Annotated in this window: 13 protein-coding genes and 2 pseudogenes; 7 read left to right on the top strand and 8 right to left on the bottom strand. The window is 51.9% G+C overall.

The features are described from left to right. Positions 1-63: 63 nt before the first annotated feature. Complete coding sequence (locus tag ACL2XM_RS19655; RefSeq protein ID WP_413731461.1) at positions 64-4650, bottom strand: hypothetical protein; 4587 nt, start codon at positions 4648-4650, stop codon at positions 64-66. A 188-nt stretch (positions 4651-4838) separates the two neighbouring features. Here ACL2XM_RS19655 and ACL2XM_RS19660 point away from each other — a divergent pair, with 188 nt between their 5' ends. Further along, positions 4839-5015 (top strand): hypothetical protein, encoded by a 177-nt coding sequence (locus ACL2XM_RS19660; protein ID WP_413731463.1) that lies wholly within the window; start codon positions 4839-4841, stop codon positions 5013-5015. Between the two features lie 641 nt (positions 5016-5656). On the opposite strand, the gene ACL2XM_RS19665 is transcribed toward ACL2XM_RS19660, so the two are convergent. After that, positions 5657-7516, bottom strand: a complete 1860-nt coding sequence (locus ACL2XM_RS19665) for a glycoside hydrolase family 15 protein (protein ID WP_413731465.1) — start codon at positions 7514-7516, stop codon at positions 5657-5659. 327 nt (positions 7517-7843) lie between these two features. Here ACL2XM_RS19665 and ACL2XM_RS19670 point away from each other — a divergent pair, with 327 nt between their 5' ends. Then, the gene (locus ACL2XM_RS19670) at positions 7844-8026 is read left to right on the top strand and encodes a hypothetical protein (protein WP_410012518.1); all 183 of its coding nucleotides are present in this window, start codon (positions 7844-7846) and stop codon (positions 8024-8026) included. A 119-nt stretch (positions 8027-8145) separates the two neighbouring features. Here ACL2XM_RS19670 and ACL2XM_RS19675 read toward each other — a convergent pair whose 3' ends face one another. From ACL2XM_RS19675 to ACL2XM_RS19685, 3 genes are all read right to left on the bottom strand, one after another. Continuing rightward, entirely contained in the window at positions 8146-8367 is a 222-nt protein-coding gene (locus ACL2XM_RS19675) for a CopG family transcriptional regulator (protein ID WP_413729032.1), read from the bottom strand. A 448-nt stretch (positions 8368-8815) separates the two neighbouring features. Next, the gene (locus ACL2XM_RS19680; protein WP_410012520.1) at positions 8816-9109 is read right to left on the bottom strand and encodes a hypothetical protein; all 294 of its coding nucleotides are present in this window, start codon (positions 9107-9109) and stop codon (positions 8816-8818) included. 182 nt (positions 9110-9291) lie between these two features. Continuing rightward, positions 9292-9447 (bottom strand): hypothetical protein, encoded by a 156-nt coding sequence (locus tag ACL2XM_RS19685; RefSeq protein WP_413721909.1) that lies wholly within the window; start codon positions 9445-9447, stop codon positions 9292-9294. A 159-nt stretch (positions 9448-9606) separates the two neighbouring features. On the opposite strand from ACL2XM_RS19685, the gene ACL2XM_RS19690 reads away from it, so the two are divergent. Then, complete coding sequence (locus ACL2XM_RS19690) at positions 9607-10059, top strand: acyltransferase (protein ID WP_413721908.1); 453 nt, start codon at positions 9607-9609, stop codon at positions 10057-10059. Between the two features lie 91 nt (positions 10060-10150). Continuing rightward, positions 10151-10309 (top strand): annotated as a pseudogene (locus ACL2XM_RS19695) (transposase domain-containing protein); the annotation flags it as partial. Between the two features lie 123 nt (positions 10310-10432). Here the strand turns inward: ACL2XM_RS19695 and ACL2XM_RS19700 are convergent. Then, complete coding sequence (locus tag ACL2XM_RS19700; RefSeq protein WP_413731466.1) at positions 10433-13951, bottom strand: AAA domain-containing protein; 3519 nt, start codon at positions 13949-13951, stop codon at positions 10433-10435. A gap of 614 nt (positions 13952-14565) precedes the next feature. Here ACL2XM_RS19700 and ACL2XM_RS19705 point away from each other — a divergent pair. Together ACL2XM_RS19705 and ACL2XM_RS19710 are read left to right on the top strand one after the other, a co-directional pair. Beyond that, a pseudogene (locus ACL2XM_RS19705) lies at positions 14566-14733 on the top strand (Fic family protein); the annotation flags it as partial. A gap of 12 nt (positions 14734-14745) precedes the next feature. Then, positions 14746-15399, top strand: coding sequence for a hypothetical protein (locus tag ACL2XM_RS19710; RefSeq protein WP_413721906.1), 654 nt, complete (start codon positions 14746-14748; stop codon positions 15397-15399). A gap of 540 nt (positions 15400-15939) precedes the next feature. On the opposite strand, the gene ACL2XM_RS19715 is transcribed toward ACL2XM_RS19710, so the two are convergent. Beyond that, positions 15940-16161, bottom strand: a complete 222-nt coding sequence (locus ACL2XM_RS19715; protein ID WP_413731467.1) for a ribbon-helix-helix domain-containing protein — start codon at positions 16159-16161, stop codon at positions 15940-15942. 274 nt (positions 16162-16435) lie between these two features. Between ACL2XM_RS19715 and ACL2XM_RS19720 the strand changes: the two genes are divergently transcribed. Next, positions 16436-17029: a class I SAM-dependent methyltransferase gene (locus ACL2XM_RS19720; RefSeq protein WP_413731469.1), complete on the top strand. Its 594-nt coding sequence runs from the start codon at positions 16436-16438 to the stop codon at positions 17027-17029. A 70-nt stretch (positions 17030-17099) separates the two neighbouring features. Here ACL2XM_RS19720 and ACL2XM_RS19725 read toward each other — a convergent pair whose 3' ends face one another. Then, positions 17100-17963: a phage integrase N-terminal domain-containing protein gene (locus tag ACL2XM_RS19725; protein ID WP_413731470.1), complete on the bottom strand. Its 864-nt coding sequence runs from the start codon at positions 17961-17963 to the stop codon at positions 17100-17102. Positions 17964-18715: the final 752 nt, after the last annotated feature.

An 18715-nucleotide genomic window follows, 5' to 3' on the forward strand; every position in this document is an offset into this window, starting at 1 on the left:
CTCTCCCGCCAGGCCATGGGCCACGCCGGGAAGTTTGAGCCGGAATGATACGAACGAACCTGTCTATAATTCCGCCAGGGAGATCTCTGAAACAGCGTAGGTCCCATTGCCCTGATGGTCTGCCCGGAAATCACCCACATCGTGGAACACCAGCAATTGGTCAAAAGCATTGTTAAATTTCATCACCATCTGTTTTGGTTTGGGCAGAACCGTATCCGTCAGGATGAACCGGCCCATCGGCAGCCGCGCATAACCAAGCGAAAAAACGCCTCCGGTCTCCTCGCCGCCGCCAATACGGAATATTTCAATATAACCATCGGCAAAACCTACCGCCACCAGCGCGTTCAGGGCTGAGAACGCGGCGCTCACCATTCTGCCCAATCCAATGCCCTCGCAGAATAAGGGCTGGCTGCGTGGCAATAGGTGTTGTTTATTGTTGGTCGTATCATGTAACAGGATTTCATGGTCGGCCATATTCACATCGCGCTTAACAAAACCAAGAAAACGCTGGTCGGGGGACACAAAATCCGGCTGGAAACCCTCAGGCGTCGCCCAGCGTGGATGGTCGTCTTCCAAAAAAGACCAGTGCTTTTCCCAGGGTGCGTATAAATCGCCCTGGTTTGTAACCCACAACGCCCGGCCGGGGACAAAGATACCCGTCAGCAAGGCTTCTTCGAAGAATTCTTTATCCTGTCCCGCCGACGGACTGCCCATAAACGGCAGATGATAATATAAGGCCCGGATCCTGCCTTGTGTGCGCTCGGTAACCAATACGACGATATCGCCGTCCGGTGAAACGATAATATCGTCGACGGGATGGTGGCTGGCTTGCCGATATAGCCGGGTTTTAACGCCGTCGGGCGTCTGCGCCCAGATCTGGTTATCCCCGTCCACCCAGAAAATGGGCTGCTGTGTCTCCGCCAGGATGAATTTGGTCACTATTGTCGGCTGATTGCCGCCCGGGGCCGGAAACCAGCGACGGTATCCCGTTTCCGATGCCAATGGCGCCAGCGCTATTCCTTTCTGCTCGAAAATAACTTCATGGGCCGCGTCTTCACTAATGAGGGTTGCTCTGCAATCGGGGCCTTGGGTTATCAATAACGGCGGGAAAAAGTGCCATGGATGATCAGCGATGAAAGCCAATTGCCTGCTTGACCACGGGTTGCCTTGCGAACGGTCGCGCTGGCAGGCCGCCACCACATTAACCAACGTGGCCCAGAGCGCCAAAGGCGGGTATTCCGCCGTCCACTCCGCCGGCAGGGTTTTATCCATTTTAAAGGTACGCAGCGCACTGCTTGAGGCGTGCAGGATCTCGTCTCGCCGCAGCGGATCAAGACGCAGCAGCAACGCCACCTGCCGTAAGCGGGTACGAAGCGGATGCCCCTGGGCCAACGCCGCGTCCTGAGTCGCGTTTTCCCTGCGGCAAAGCGCCGCCAGGGAGGGAAACCTGCTTTTTGCATATGTCCGTGCGGCGAGTTTCTCAAACCGCGAGAGCGAGCCTGCGTCATGACCGGGCGCGGGAGGTCGGTCGCTTATGTCAATGATATCGAAGCAGCCCGTAAATAATTCATAACGCAGGGTCCAGTAACTATTAACGGACCCCGCCTCACCCTCGTCCAGGGACAGTGTGTGATAAACCCCGTTAAACGGCGCGATATGTAAAAACCGCCCGCCGAGATTAAGGAACATTTTATTGCCGTAGCGGAAGGCGCCGTTCACCAAAGGCGGCAACAGGATATTAATATAAGGCTCCTGGGTGGCCTGGGGATGATCGGCAATTTTCCGGCGCAATAATTCACCGATATGGTGGGCATTGAGCGGTTCGCAAGGCGAGGCAAAAACGAAATCGCCCTTACCAACCTGATATGCCACCCGGAACACCGGCGCGTTAGCCTGCGCCGGGTGGCACATCAGGAAGGTGGCGGCGTTTTTTTCGGGCAATAATAAATAGCGCGCATCGCCTATCTGCACGTCCAGGTGCGTTTCGTCATGGATCAGGGCGTTAAAACCCGTGGATTCATCTTCATTGAGCGTATAGTTAGTCAATAACTGATGCCAGTCCAAAACCCGCGGCAGAGCGGCTTCGCGCTTTTTTTGATGCCGCATTGGCGTGAAACGCAGCGAGAATGTCCGGTCGTTATCGCCCGTGTGGATCATGGCAATGGCTTCGCCGCTTCGGCGGACGCGCACCTGCGCATCATCGAGATTATCCGCCGGCATCAGGGTGCCATTGTCCCTGGAGAAAGCCCAGCGTCTGCCGTTGATCTCAAACATCACCCATGTCTTGTCGGCTATATCCAGAATATGGAGCGGATGCACAACCAACAAATAAATAGGCGTGCTGCTGGAAAGCGGCCAAAAAAGCTGCACCTCTGTTGCAGGAGGTATTTCGGCATTTTTTTCAATCCTGAAATCCGGCAGGCTATATTCGGCCAGATTACACACGGCACTACCCGTTTCCAGACAATAGTATTTCTTATAAATACCGAACTGGCTTTGCAGATCCATTTGGACAAACAGCAGCTTGCCGTCGGGGGTACGCTCACCGGTCTCAACCGCCACTATGCTGCTGTTTTGTACTTTCGCCACAGGATAGATGACGCCCTTGATGGCCACGGTTAAAGGGACCCTGCCCTCGGCGCCAAAGACTATTTTTGCATCCTGTACGTGGATTGCGGGCACAAATTTCGGCAGTCCGCTGGTCACTTTTGCAATATTGGATCGCCACGCCACCACCCCGACGGTCGTCCTGCCAAGGAGGGCCAGATACAGGCCTTTAGTCAATATACTCAGCGATCGGGCGGCGGCAAAACCAGGGTCGACACTTTTCAGTATGCCTTTTCCCACGGTATCCATAAATGGCCATAATTGGGCGTGGGTAGCCTCGATACCCCCGGCGAGTTGTATCCTTGTCGGCACTATATTCCTGAAGACTTCTTGTCCCGAGGCGCTGAATACCGGCCCGCTCAAGGTCCTGGCGGCGCCAATCGCCGCGCTCCTGAACAACCCCAGACCGGCCCTGACGCCGGTAAACACCAGCGGCAAGCCCACCAGAGCGCCGTCCATCAGGCATGAGGTAAAGGCATCCTGGGCTTGTCCGGCGTGCAGGGCGTTGGCACAACCATAGAAAGGGATGATAAGCCCCGGCAACGATGCCATAAGCTGATGAAAACCAGACTTCTCCTCTTCGTACCCCATTTCATGGATTTTGAGCCGGTAAAGCTGGTAATGGAAATCGGCATAACGCTCCAGAAACAGGGACAATGTTTCATTCGGCTCTTTTGAGATGCCGGTATTATTTAATGGCAGAAGGGTAAATTCGTGCTGCGAGACCCGCTCCGGGAGCGGCCAGTCCGCCATAAACGGCATCAGGGTGCCAAGATGCGGATCATTAACCGCAATCTTGCGCAGCAGATAGCCCATATCTGTGATCCGAAGTGCAAATAGCCGGCGATCGCTCCCCTGACCGCCCTGGAAAAAAAACGTATCCGGTTTACTAAGATAATGAATAGGCTTATTTGAATAAAACATATCCTGTATGGTCCGGCGCTGAGTCAGCCGCGGGGCCACCCATTTAATTTCCGCTCCTTGCAGAAACCGCTCATCATCCGCTTGTAGATTATCATCAAGAACATCACTGGGCATAAATACCGCTTCCAGCAGCGCCGTGTCCAGGGCGCGGATTTTCATCGCGAACCGGTCCACCTCCCGACGATAAAAAGTATCCAGATTCGGGATCGACGCACCGTTAGCCACGCATTGCCGGGCCGTGGACGATCTCATTAACTGCCCGACAGGGTCCGGAGCATGCGATGGGGGGTCATGTCTATCCAGATTGTCATAGCCCATAATGAGAGCTTGCGCGCTGCCGCAGTGCTGCTTGAGTAATTCCTCCGCCGCCGACTTGCGCGAACGCCATACGGGCCGTTGAAAATTGATTTTGTAATAGCTAAAACTGTCATAAAGATGTTGCGCGGTGAGATGCCGCTTTTCCAGATCGGCCTTAAACCAGGCAAACACTTCATCCAAGCTGCCCTCGGCCATTATCTGCCCAATGCTCAGCTCAGGGCGGGCGCGCAAATAATACAACACCAATCCCAGATACATTGTCGATTCCGCGCTTGTGGCCAGCAAGCCATGCCAGGATGTACTGACCAGGCCAATACCTAATTCAATCAGGGATGACAGGGATGACGATATAAGGTTATCCGGGTTATCAAGCACAATTGCCCGGGCGCCGAAATGCAATAATGTCCAGGTCAGGCTGCCGACCCACAAATTATCGAGATCAAGGATGGCAGTCTGATTTTGCGCCATCCATGCCGGCTGGTCCTTGACGTGAAAATAGCTTTTCAGATACAGCGTCGGAATTTCCATTGCCTCGTACTTTTCCTGCCACAACCATTTATTCCGCACATAACTTTCTGACAACGGCCATGTTTCCACCAGGGCGGCAAACGCCTGGTGCGTGATGCTGCGATTAGCATCAAATAATTTCGCTATGCGCAGAGCGATATTGTCTTCCCTGAAAATAAGCTGGCAAAGCAGTTGTCCTATCAGTCCCTTTTGCTGTAAAGGCCTGAGTGTCTCTCCCCTGCGTTCTCCATAGAGCTGACTACCGTACAACGTCAGCCGGGCAACATCAGGCATAAGCTCCGGATGCCGATCGATGCTGTCGATAATTATTATGGCCAGATGTTTATCATCCGTGAAGTCGGGATTAATTCCGACGCCTATATTTTTATTAAGGTATGTGGCAAGGCGATAATTTCTTTCGGCGGCGTAATCGTGCAGGGCTGGCAAAGCCTCGCGTTTTATCCTTCGCTCCGGAGGGAGGAATGGCCGTGGGAAAGAAGAAGACATTGCCGGTGGTTTTACCTGATGTTGCTGTGCTACTTTTAAGGAGGACACCAGCAAAAGACCATAGAGGATGCGCTCGAAAATATTTTGGGGTTGATTTAGCGTGGCTATTTGGCGAGGCTTATCATCAAGCTGCCGGCTGCTTTCTTGTTTGAGAACGTGCGCCCTATGGAAAAGTTCTTCTCCGCTAAGAATGGCATTCTTTCGCTGCGGGGCATGGTGGTATAGGTAGCCGGCAGTTAAATTATTATTTAATTTGTTATGGCCTTTCTTTTCATAGTCAGGGTACGCCTGCGGCGGCCATAGCGATGGAAAAATAGTGTTCATTTTATTTCCCCCAATGATGATAATGGATATTTATATTTTAAAGATCTTTTATATAGCACTCGCGTTGTTAACCCAAAATACACACCGGGCTATTGCAAACACTAATAACATATATTTAATATATAAATTACCTTACAGAATTCACGATTAAAAAATTGATTAATATACAATAGCTAAATTAATATCTTATTAAAGAAGAAATCATATAAATTACTCACAAATAAAAACCTTCATCAGCAATAAACGTTTTCAAAAGCGACATTGACGGCGGGAATGATAAAAACCCGCCGCATTCCTTTTTTGATTTTTTATTGGATTGTCAGCAGCCGGCGCGCCTGAAGCCTTTGTAAAGGCAACCTTGGCCCAGGTTCCCTTCCCGAAGGACGCTGCCGGCGCTATTATTATCGCAGCCGCCCGGCCATCACGGGCGCCATCACTCCGCTCCGGACAAGGATTTATCTCTGAACACCTACGCCTTATCCGCGGGCGGCGATCGGGTCAGGGCCTGCCCTTGCCCGGTAGCGCCCCCGGCCAGTCCTTTTGCCGCGCAGATCAGCGCCAGATGGCTCAAGCCCTGCGGCATATTGCCGCGCCAGGTCTGGGTTTTAGTATCAAACATCTCATTGAAGACCTGCACATTCCCCGTCTGGCAAAGCGTCGCTAAAATCTCTTCCATGGCGTTATCCGCCGCCGCCTGGCGCCCCATATTCGCCAGCGCTTCCACCAGCCAAAAGGCGCAGGCGACAAATGCGCTTTCCTCTTTGTCCATGCCGGAGTAGCGATAAACCAGCGGGCCGCCCTCGCCAAGTTCCCGCTGGATAACGCCAAGCGTGGAGAGCATGCGTGCCGGATTGACCTTGCTGCCATAATAGTGGGTCAGCGCGATGGCTGCGTCCAGCCTGTCGCTGCCGGCGTAAAAGGTATACGCATGGCGCTGTTCAGACCAGCAGTGCCGCTCAATCCAGGCGCTGATGCGGTCGCGCTCCCGTTGCCAGCGCCCTTTCCAGGTCGGTTCGATATGGCCCGCGTCCGCCAGGGCGACAGCCTGGTCCAATGCCAGCCAGCAGGCCATCTTTGAATGCGTATAATGCTGTTTTTCCGGCAGTTCCCAGATACCGCTGTCCTGTTCGCGCCAGCTGTCGGCGCAGCGGTTGGCGAGATGGCCCAACAGCCGCGACGTTGAGAGATCCAGGATATGACCGGCATCGATAAAGAGGCGCGCGGTAGCCAGCATATCGCCATACATGCTGAGCTGGACCTGGTCGCTGGCATTATTGCCGGACCGTACCGGCTGGGTGCCCCGGTACCCTTTCAACGGCAGGAAGCGCTCCTCGGGCACCAGCCCGCCCTCAAGGGTATAGCAGGCGCGCAGTACGCCATCATGGCGGATAATGGTATTGGTCAGCCAGGAGAAGGCCGCTTTGCAATCCTCCAGCGCGCCAAGATAAACAAACGCCTTGATGATCAGGCAGGCGTCGCGTACCCAGGCATAGCGGTAATCGTAATTTTTCCCGCCGCCCAGCCCTTCCGGCAGCGAAGCGGTGGCCGCCGCGGCCAGTGCGCCGGTGGGCGCATACCACAGGAACTTCAGGGCCAGGGCCGAACGTTTAACGTGATCGGTATAAGGGCCATCCCAGGTGAGATTGTCCGCCCAGTCGCGCCAGGCGCGATCGCTGGTCTCGATACGCTGGTCAATCTTCGCCAGCGGCGGCACCGCCAGCGGCTCCCGTTCCGTGGCCACCAGCGCCACCAGCGAGCGGGACTCGGGGTGGGTAATAAAAAAGCCGCTTACCCCTTCATCGCCGCTGTCGGTAAGGGTGATATCCTCGGAAAAACGCAGCATCGCCATCAGATCGCCAAGATGAAACACCGGTATGCCCTGCGCGTCATCCAGCCAGGGCGACTGCGTTTCGGCGCGCGTACCCAGCTTTAATCGCAACAGCATGCGCACCGTCCCCTCCAGCCCCTCGACGCGCCGCGCCAGTTCGCTCCACGGCAGGCGGCCCGCCAAGGTACTGTTCAGCGATTCCGTTATCCGCACGCTGCCGCTTGCCGTCTCGTAATGGGTTTCCAGCACATTGCTATCCTGTCGGTAACCGCGCCGCATACGCCAGGCCCCCTCTGGAACCAGCTGAAAATACCCGCCGATACCGGCATCAAGTATGCGGTCGAACAGCGGCGGTGAATCGATATTGGGCGCGCACCACCAGTCAATGGCGCCGTCCGGGGCGATCAGCGCCACGGAACGGCCCTCGCCAATCGCGGCATAGTCGCCCAGCTCCGCGTACCCCTGTTCCCGGGCGGGTGAGATAAAGGTTTTGTTCTTCACAACTGGCTGATTCCTGGCTAATCAATGAACGCCGGCGGCCGCGGCGTGGGATACGATTAAGCGTAGTACAACCGTGATCATTGTCACAGGCTTCAGCATTCCACTACCCGGCGCGTTGCCGGCGCCCGGGAATAAACCCCTGATCCCCTAGCCAGGAGTTAATGGGCGGGATGCCACAAGTGGCAGTGGTACTAAAAACCGGAGGGGCTAAACAACTATCGGTGCTGTAATAACACAACGCCTATCAGTGGCTTACCAGGTAGTTGCACGCCTCGCCGTATCGGCCCGGCGCAGGGTCTCGGTCTTGGCTGGCAACGGACGGCGCATATGGATATCAAGGATTTTACGCCGGCTGTGGGCCATGCAGCCGACCTCGCGGATACAAACATGATCGAAGCGGGATATAGCCACAATTGTACTATTGTCAGTAAGTTGATGTTGATTGAATCCAGTACTTATGTTGACTGGGAAAGCGTGGAAAGCCTTGCGGCGACTGAATTTCAAGCATAAATAAGCCACCCGCGGATGACCTGTAACGCTGAATGTATAACTGGTCAAACCAGATTGCGAGGCTCTGTTCAACGCCATTTTAAAACTGATATCTATATCAAACGTAGCCCATCAAACACTCATTTCCATTCCTGGCGGATCTGGCTTTCAAAGAAAATCCCGTCAGTATTGCTTTTAGCCCATAGGCCAAACGCATTATTATTACTACCGGTGCAATTATCTGCAAGGTAGCCGGACAAGGCTTGCCTGATTAACCCTGCCCGGGAGAGAGGGCGAATAGCGGCCAGATTATCCCATTGCCGCAGATCTTCGTCAGATAAATCGATCGCGATGCGGGTCATCAGCACCCTCTCCCGGATGATTCCTTATGTGTATCATGATCGATCACAATAGTGCTCCGAACCACTTATTTAATTACCATCATCAACGGCTGACCGATGACATAGGCAAGACCTTTCATCATGTACTGATATAAAGAAAAGATAACACCCAGGGATCTAAACAAGCTAATTAATGTAATTAGATTAAAATATAAAATGAAAAAATTAAGTTGCTGCATGATTAAAATCATACTTTTAATTTACCGAAAAATATTATGCTGTCTAGCCTATATAAAAAAAGCCCCCGGGGGCATGCTTGCGCAGAGGTCGCGCCGGGGGTCTACAAGCATGATATTAACCTTTCACTGTTGTTTAATCAACAGGGTGGCATAACATAGAGAAGAAGCAGAAAGCATCCAGCAAAAGACTTCCCAGATTGAATGTAAGCAATCAAATCGTTGATAAAGGCTTAATTAAGCGCTTTATGTTTTTTTAAAAATTCGTCTATAGACATGCCATTGATGGTCGGCGGTGCGCCGGGCATGAAAGGCGTAGGTCCTATAGGAACCGTTGGCATAGTTACAGCCACGGGGCCGTGTTTCACCGCTCCTTGCACCACATTTTGCACGGCGGCACAACCGGCCCCCACCATTGCCCCGACGGGGCCGCCGGACACCGCGCCGAACGTCGCGCCCCAAGCCATGTCGCTACCTATACCACGCGCTACTTCAGCATTATCCGGTCCTGCATTGACATTATTCATTTTTTCCCCTTTTGCAAAGATAATAAAGAAATAACACGATAAGCATGATAATTATCGTGAGTGATGATGCAGAGAGGTACGATAACATACCGTCTTGAGTGATATTATCAATACTTAGGTTATCGGGCGCGAGCAATATCACAAAATTGGCCAGAAAAGAATAACATATGCCTTTGTAAATACTATTGCGGCTCAGGCCATGATTGCTCACCGTAAAATACATCGCTATTAGGACATAGGTTAGCGGCATATATATTTGCATTAACATTATTATCATTCCATATAGCATTTTTAGCATTAAAATATAACAAATCTGGATGTTGTTCATCCAACTTCATATCGCAATCAGTTATTTTTCATTTACGCCAACAATAATTGTGATAAGAGTTATAAATTAATTCTGCTGGACACAGTATATTTCCATTGACCCATGTTGACATCTCCAACCTCAGTGGGTCTTTTTACATTGGCGGCAATAAATAAACTATGGATGGGTTATGAAAATTATCAACTGTGACATACGAGACGTGACTACCGGAGATAATGTCAAAGTGATGGTACCGTCAAACATTTATGGATGTGAGCTTCATGACGATGTGTTTGTCGGCCCCTTCGTTGAGATTCAGAAAGGATGTGTCATTGGGCGCGGCAGCCGTGTGCAGTCACACACGTTCATTTGTGAGAACGTGTCATTGGGGGAGAACTGTTTTATTGGGCATAATGTCACATTCGCCAATGATTTATTCAGGTGTGGTGCGCCAGACCCAAATCCAGCAAGTTGGATTAAAATCAGCCTTGGCGATAATGTCACCATCGGCAGCGGTGCGACGATATTAACCGATTTCATTTGCAGCGGGTCGGTGATAGGGGCTGGGGGGGTTGTGGTCAATCCCGTGACGGTGAAAGGGATTTATGCCGGCAACCCAGCCCGATTGATTAGAACGTTGTAAAAGGCTCGGCCCTTTTTAACAGTCCCATAGGCCCGAGTTCTACTAAAGATAAATTTGAGAATAGGGCAACTCGGCGTAAAACAGCGACGTCGATCGGGCGGCGTTAATGTATATGCTGATCGGCAGTTGCAAACTGAACGGCGTGGGGCCGGAAGCGTATCTGCGCCATGTGCTGGAAATTATCGCGGATCATCCCATCAATAAAATCACAGATCCCCTGCCGTGGAACCTCAAAATCCCTACTGAATAAGCGTCAATACGGCCCAGAGTTGACGCTGTGAGTACCGGCATCCACCACCGCTAAAACGTACCGTCAGAGCTCATGCAACATATTCAAGGTGCTCACTCCATATCTAAAGGACTCGCACTCGCCTTACAACTGGCGCTGCTCCAGGCTGGTATAAATCGTGTTGATTTCACCTTTTAAGCTCTCGCCGCGATAAACCATCGACGTATCGTACCGTTGATACTTCTCTTCTCTCGTGGCGCTGAACCAGTTAAACGACCCTACGCACAGTAGTCCCTCGTCCCCAATCACAATTTTACTGTGGACGCGCTCAACTAGCTTCGTAGTGATACCCATCTCGTTCAACTTTTCCAATGCTACGTGAAGACGCTGTTGCTTCTCTTTACGCTTTTCATAATCGGCGTGTTCGGTATTGTAATATCTGTCTGTCACCACCGTGATATTAATGCCGCGCGAGCACGCCTTAATCATTGATGTCAGAAAGCCGGTTTGTTCCAGCTTTTGCCAGGTCAACCAAGGGGAAACAATGGTAATACTCTTCCCGATAGTGTCAAAAGCCTGGTTCAAAAACGCATCATGCTGCTCCACCCCGTGCAGGGTAGAGACCTGCGTTTGTGCTGCGCTTAAATCTTTGCGCTCCTGAAACTCAAACTGCAATGCGTTGCTGTCTGAGGCGAACACGTATTTTGCCAGCAATCCTCGTGGCGAAGAACCGGGCTGGATCTCAAACAAATCCATATCGCCGAAGACCAGAAAGCTGTCCTTAGCGCGGGAGACGGCGACATTCAGCATGCTGCTGTCACTGTCGATAAACCCGCCATCCTCATGTTTGGAATAGACCGGGGAGAAGAGCACAATCGCTCTTTCCGCCCCCTGCAGGGAGTGCACCGTGCCGACCGTCAGGGAATCTTCATCACCGCTACAGTTAATGTCAAGCTTACGCAACGCCGCTTTGATGGCGTTGACCTGCGCCGAAAATGGCGTAACGACCCCCACCACTTTATGCAGCGGTTTGTCGTAATGACGCTCGATTTCCTCTTTGTGCGACGCCAGCCAGGCCGCTATCGTCCCGGCCTCAAAGGCGTTGTAGCGGCTGCCACCGTTTGTCTGCTGACCCAGACCATCTATATGCAGATAACCCATCGCCGGAAGAAGCGTCTCTTTTTGTGCGCCCCGTTTCGGCTGTAATTTGCCGTGGTAGCAGAGCGCGTTACAGTAGCCAATGATGTTATCGAAGCAGCGTCGGTGCTCGTACAGGTACATCCCGCGGACCAGATCCAGATCGTACTGATAGCGCGAATTAAATTGCGCGACCTTCATGACGCTGCCCGACGCCGCGCTTTTACCTGAATCACACATCAGCGCATAGGCATCCGTCAGCTCTTCCTGAGTGCCGCCGGGGAGGATGTTCTCCTCCACCATATTGCCCATATCAATACCGGGCAAACTGTTCCAGATAGGCGCGATTTGTTCCGTATCGCCAATCACTAACGCTTTTTTCGCCAGCGCGAAGGAGGCTGCCGCCACCTCCGGGAGCACCTGCCCCGCTTCATCGACGATTAGCAGATCAGCAAGATTATAAAAATAGCTTTTATCAAATGGCTTTCCCTTACCTGCAAATTCACTGGTTTTCATATGGTAAGGCAGCATATAACAGGTCATCACCACACAGGGGGTGAGCTTCATTCTGCGCTGCCAGCGAGCCTTAACTGTTTTCGCGCCGTTTCGGCCTTTTTCTTTTTGAAGATTATCAATAGCGGCCATATCCATCAGCCAGCGACCTTCCCAGTAGTGGGTCGCCAGCAGGAACGCCGGAAAGCGAATCTGCGTATCAGCAAGCTCATCAGCTCCGGCCAGGCCCAGCTCTTCTTCGCCTGAATGTCCCAATGCCCCGGTCAGTTGGCGCCAATGCTTGACGGCCGCGCTTTCGCGCCGGGAAACGTCCTGTGCAAGATCGATTTGTTGCTGATACTCACCCTGCTCTTTTTGCGTTTGCGCAATCAAACCGTCGATATACGCGTCAATACCTTCCGGCGCAATTCCCTGGAACCCGGCCATTCGTGTGCCAAACGTAGTGTCCAGGAAGAGGTTAATTTGATAATGGCGCTTAGTACGAACTGCGGGGATCCATGAAAAGAACGCATACATCATCGACTCACCCGCGCGATATTGCTGCCACTGCTTTTTGCCCAGTGTTAAAAGCGCAATTTCATTCGTGCGGTCGAGCAATAACGTACTTTTGTCCTGAATGTACTGGTCAAGATCTTCGCTGATAGCGCTCCGTTCCTGGCGGATGCGGCTCAGGCTGTACCATGCTGAATCGATTTGCTTGAGCTGCGCGGACTGCTCGGTTAAACGCTCATGCAGGAGATCCACGACGCGTTCGGGCGAACTGCATTCCTCCGACGGAAACGCCACCCTTGCCCTTGCAAGATAGAAGGCCTGCGCATCTTCAACATACTCCAGGGATTCAACACGGTTAAAAAAGTCATCCGTCTGGTATTTTTTCACAGCCTCGGCCTTACGGCCCGAAGACGGGAAGTACGCGCCATAGCTTTTCAGCTCAGGCAGCCAGCGCCCGGCCATTGCTCCGGTGCCAGTGGCAAAATCTTTACCGAACGCTTCAATAATGTTGGTCACTGCCTGGTTATTGGTTGATGTGGCAATCACCACCGGCGGTTCGGTTTTATTGAGAGCAGCTCTTGCCCATTCAGTAGCAATGATAGAGAGAACCAGAGTGGTTTTTCCGGTTCCCGGCGGGCCGTTGACGGCGAGGATATCACCCTGCTTTTGGGTGAGATAATGGCTCAGGGCGTCTCGCTGCGCCACAGCCAGTGGGAACTCGTCCCCGGAATGCCCCAGACGCTCGCTGAACTTTGCATTGGCGGCAAGGAGAGGTTCTACGGGGGGCATTTCCGTCGAGGCAAAGCACGCCAGTAACGGAACCTCTTTTTTACACATCAGCAGATGATCATACAGAGGAAGGATATGGAGGCTGGCCCCGCTGGGCTGGTTCGCTTTGATAATGTAGCCATACCCTGCCGGTTCGTATTGCTCGTGGGTGGCGATCCATTTTCCGGCCACGCTTTCCAGGAGATTATTTGTCTCAGTCAGGTACCTTTGCCACTGCTGCTGATGCTTTTCATAACGCTTAACCCGCTGCTCGTCATTTTCCTCGCGGCGTTGCTGTTCGTCATCCTCGCCAAAAGTGGTCGAATTATGCGTGGTTTTGTATCTGTCATATTGCGCCATCTCGCCAATGGAGAAGGTGCCTTTGGGAAGCGGTTCTAGCAGGTCACGAGGGATAGTGGCAGGTGCAGTGGGGAACAAAAAGCCTTCACGGTTCAGGAGAGCGGAAGTCACCAGCGGTGTGGCGATACCTGGCGCGCCTGCCGTTCGCTCTTTACCATGCTTTAGCTGGCGGATCCAAGCTTTTGGTCGTAACAATACCTCGACGGTTTTTACCGTGTCGCTTTCACCCTCAAAGAATGCGTTAATAACTTCTTCATCCAGCCGTCCCGTGGAGATGTCCATCCACCGGATGAATTTATCCGCGTCTTTACGCTCAAATGCCCCTTTACCAGACTCGGCGTCTGCTAAGGAGTTACGCCAGTATGATGTGAACCCCTGAGTATTCTTGTCCATTCCCCGTCCCTGACTTAACAAAAATTATTGATTTCATTGATATAAACGCAGCACATTGTTAAGCATTCCACGATGCGAACACGATCGCAATAGTTTGTTTGTGTTGGGAAGGAATTGAGCATGACTGGGTTTACTTATGGCGACAGGCATTCAAAATTTTTTATTATTCAGCTTGTGTTTACTATTACGCGATTAATAAATAGAGGTGTTATTTAACACGATTTGGGTATGTAGAATGCCCCCATAACCGCCAGGATCCGGCACATTATTGATGGAATGGTCCGCAATTGTCGCCTGCACAGGGCGCAGGTACGCTTCCGGCGTTGCCTCATTTAGTTTATAGACTGTTTTGTCTTCGACCCAATGCGTTTTGTATGCTAGAAAATGGTTATAGATCAATCCAGATGGCGCACGTAAAACATTTTAGAATATGTCGATAAAAATGATTTTTTTAAATATACGGCCCGAACGTATTTACAATATCGACATGTCTCGGCCATGTGTCGATGAAATTTTTTTTTAAACATATGGCCGGGATAGGCTTATGGTATCGACACGTTTTAGCCATGTGTCGATAAAACACGATTTTTTAAACATGATGGCGTGACATGTTTTTTGAGTACATCCACCCGTTCCCGGACGGGAACAGGTGAACGAGTCGTATCCTGAATATCCTGTACCTGATTCAGTCTGGGTTGCTTTCGCTGCCTATACTGTATTTGTCCCGCCCCAACCTGGAGAGGCGTGATGATTACCACACATTCCTGCGCGGGGTGACAGAATAAGGGATTTTAATGTTCCGAAAATCGATTCTGATGACTTTACTTCTGCTGACGACGTCGGTATTCCTGCTGACAGGATGCCCCCCAGCACCGGATCTAACACAGTGGCAGCGTCCTGATACGGATATCGACGGCGTGCGCGTCGCGATGGGTAAATGCGGCGTGCAACTCCCCGGCTCCGATATCCCCAAAACGGATAATGAGTCCGTTCTGTATTACCAATGCATGGAAAATATGGGGTTTACCCGCAAAGACGGATTCAAAATTTGCAGCGTTCGTGTTTACCATGATACACCAGCCTGCCTCCAGCAAAAGCAGGGGCACCCCTTGAGCCAGAGCCAGCAGGAAGCGCTGCCTTTTGTCGCAGACAGCGGGTTTCATCCGATTAAGCCGGATTCCGGCGTGAGCAAGTTTTCCTTGATTACTTGGCGTAAAGTGGGGGCCTCGCTGCATTTTTCTCATGAAGTTGAAAACGACAAACAAGCACTGGCGGTGATGTATCAATGCGGTTATCCGCAACCTTTGGGCTCGGCGCCTTACGTGCCCACGCTGCGCAAAGCCGCTAATGTTCAGCGATGCATGCTGGATAAAGGTTTCGAACCGAAAAACAAACTCGATCTCGTATGTCGCAATTACCCGCAAGTCACGGGCTGTCAAAAAACATAGCGCGTCTCCCTGAACTTACCCCGAAGAAGCTGTATAGACACTGTCGGCACCTCTCCCAGTGTAAACATACGCCCAGGGCCGTATTGACCGTTATTCCGCAGGGATGTGAGGTTCCATGGCAGGAGCGCGTTGATTTTGTTTGTTGCAAACGGGAAGCCGCATCCATGGACCGGATATTAATGGATGAAAAACGGCCAGCATGGAAGAATGAGAACTCGACACGGAAGGAAAGATGGATATATTTCTTTATATAAAAGAAGATTATGAACTTGCAGAAGAATATGGACAGAAAAAGCCACCCTTGGGTGACCTGATTATGTAGTAATGGGAAGGCCGAAATCGAACACCAAATAATTATTTAATTTTAGTAAGTTAGAAAGCCTTTCTATCGAAGCCCTCAAAAAGGCCCCCAATTTGTTAAGATGGGGCGGAGCCGACATATTTTTACGCTGAATCCAGAACTGGTCAAACCAGATTGCGAGGACTTTTTCAGCGCCATTTTAAAACTGATAGCGATGTCAAACGAAGCCCATCGAACACTCATTCCCAGTCATGATTGCGGACCTGACTTTCATAGAGGATGCCGTCAGTGTTGCTATTAGCCCATAGGCCAAACGCATTATTACTATCAGCACGATTATCTGCAAGATAGCCAGACAAGGCTTGCCTGATTAACTCTGGCCGGGAGAGATGGCGTATAGCGGCCAGATTATCCCATTGCCGGAGATCTTCTTCAGGTAAATCGATCGCGATGCGTGTCATCAACGTCCTCTCCCGGATGAATATTGATAGGTATATCATCGATCAAAATAGTGCTTCCCTCCACTAATTTCATTAGCATCAAAGCAAGCTGACGTAACCGACGACAAAGGAGACTTGTATCATGACTGCGTCGCACAACGATTTATCCCGGCAAAATGTGTACGATGACCCTGATTTTTTCGAAGGATATAAAATATTACGCCAGAATGACTCCGGCCTGAACGGCGCGCTGGAGCTGCCCGCGATCCGCGCGTTACTGCCGGAACTGAGCTACTTGAACGTGCTCGATCTTGGCAGCGGCTTTGGCGATTTTGCGCGATACGCCCGCGCCAAGGGCGCCGCCCATGTCACGGGAATTGAACTGTCAACGCGTATGCTGGCTGAGGCGCAACGCCTGACGGATGATCCGGGCATTACCTTTCAGCCTATTTCGATGGAGGATTTTGCGGCTGATGACAATATCTATGATCTGGTGGTGTCGTCATTAGCCTTGCATTACGTCGAGGATTACACGGGAATATGCCGCAAGGTTTATAAGGCGCTAAAACCCGGTGGCTATTTTATTTTCAGCGTTGAACATCCTGTTTGTACCGCCTGGCCGGTGGGATGGATCACCACTGAAGCCGGTGAGCATTGGCCGCTGGATAATTATCACGATCAGTCGATACGCCATACTCAGTGGTTTATAAATGACGTCATTAAATACCATCGCACGACAGAAAACTATGTGAATACCTTGCTGGGTTGTGGTTTTACCCTGCGCACATTGTCTGAGCCGCAACCGACAGAAGAAGCCCTGGCGAAACGGCCCAAATTAGTGAAACACTGCCGTCGGCCACCTTTTTTAATACTTAAAGCGCAAAAGTAACTGTCAGCACCAATACTCAATTTGCGTTGACCGCTATTTTCCACGACTAAGGCAAGTCCGCCCATCCTACTTACCGTCCCAAATAAACAGTAGTGATCTGGGTACGCTCGTGCCCCAACTCTCGGCTTATGGTCTGGCGGGCGATCGCATCCTGGGTACGCTCTAAGGGTGATAACATGTGGCTAGGCTTACCACCTGCCGCCGGAGCTGGCCATCCCGTCAATGCCTGATATCGGGCCTGGGCGTAATGATGTCGCAGCCCATGCATATTACTCAGCCCTGCCGCTTTGCATTGCCCGTCATAGACATCGCGCTGCTGTATATACGTCTTATGCGCTGGTATCAGCGAACCCGCGCCAGCCATTCTATGCGACCGATCGAGCACATCTCGTTGCTCAGCAGTAGTTATGGGGATCGTTCGTTCACGCCCGCCCTTGGTCCATGTTCTCTTGAGAACAATACAATCTCCACGGTCAGCATAGCCGGGTCGGAACTTGATGGACTCCTCGCGGCGCAGACCAAAGGCCTTTTGCAAAAGCAGGCTCATGCGTACATAGGGATCATTCACTTTATCCAAACTGTCGCCTAAGTCACGCGCCTTGTTCTCGCTGGCGACAAATCGCCGTTCGGGGATGCCCAGTTGCGTGTTATCGGCTAGAATAACGCCAGCCTTGCCGACCTTCTCGGCCCACCATCGCAAATGCGCCAGGCGATTTTTGAGGGTGCCTGCTGATAATCCTTCGCCCTGCCAACGTTCCAGTAATACCGCGACATGCTTACCCTTAAGCGATGTTGCCCGCATCTGCCGAAATCCCGCCTCGTGTAGCTGGCGGCTGACCAAGGCCAGTGACCGCACACGGTCAGCCTGCGTGGCATGGCTGCCATCGCGATTACGCTGGCAAAGCTGGCGTAGCGTATAGGTAAGATCATCCATCGATATCTCCTGTTTAACCGTAGTATTTTCTGTCCTGAGCTAAAAAAGGTGAGTGTTATTGCCAACTCGCTAAAGCGAGATCCCCGAAGGGCATGGGCCAGGTGCTCAGATCACCTGTTGCCTCGAATGAGGCCACCGTCCCGCTTCCCATGGGAAGACCGGAAGGTGTTTATCGCAAGGAATAGCAATGCAAACAATTTGGATAATAACCTCCTATGAAGTGATGAGAAGAAGATGGGCGGTTACGCCAGATATACATTTATAACGCCAAACTGAAACGATAAAAGAAGCGCAGGTAGGCGCGATGTGATGATGGCTGGGTATATCAATGCAGGGATAAGTAAGGCTCCCCTATGGGTAAGGGCGGCGCGCGAAGTTGAGCCGAAACACGCCAGGGATGGGCAACCGGGTGGGTACGGAATCGGTGAAGTGGCGACTTCAGCCGTAGTGGCGCTTATTGCCCTGCGCCTAGTATACCGGCATTTAAACCTGCCGGTGGGTTATTACCCTGCCAGTGTGTCAGGGCATCATCATGTGCGAAGCATGAAATAGGATACGGCGCCAACCCGCATTGTTGCTGCAATTCCCAGGGCCGTCACTGCGGTGTGCAGTGACGGCCCATGGCGTGGCATTGGAGTCGTGCAAAGCGAAAAGGCGCGGAGGCAGGAATGCACATTACCCGACTGCTGCACTGACGCGGCCTTCGGCTTTGTCGGCTACCTGCGCAGGGGCGACATGGTGCTCATGCCGCT

This window comes from Sodalis sp. RH20 (assembly GCF_047324205.1).
GTDB lineage: Bacteria > Pseudomonadota > Gammaproteobacteria > Enterobacterales > Enterobacteriaceae > Acerihabitans.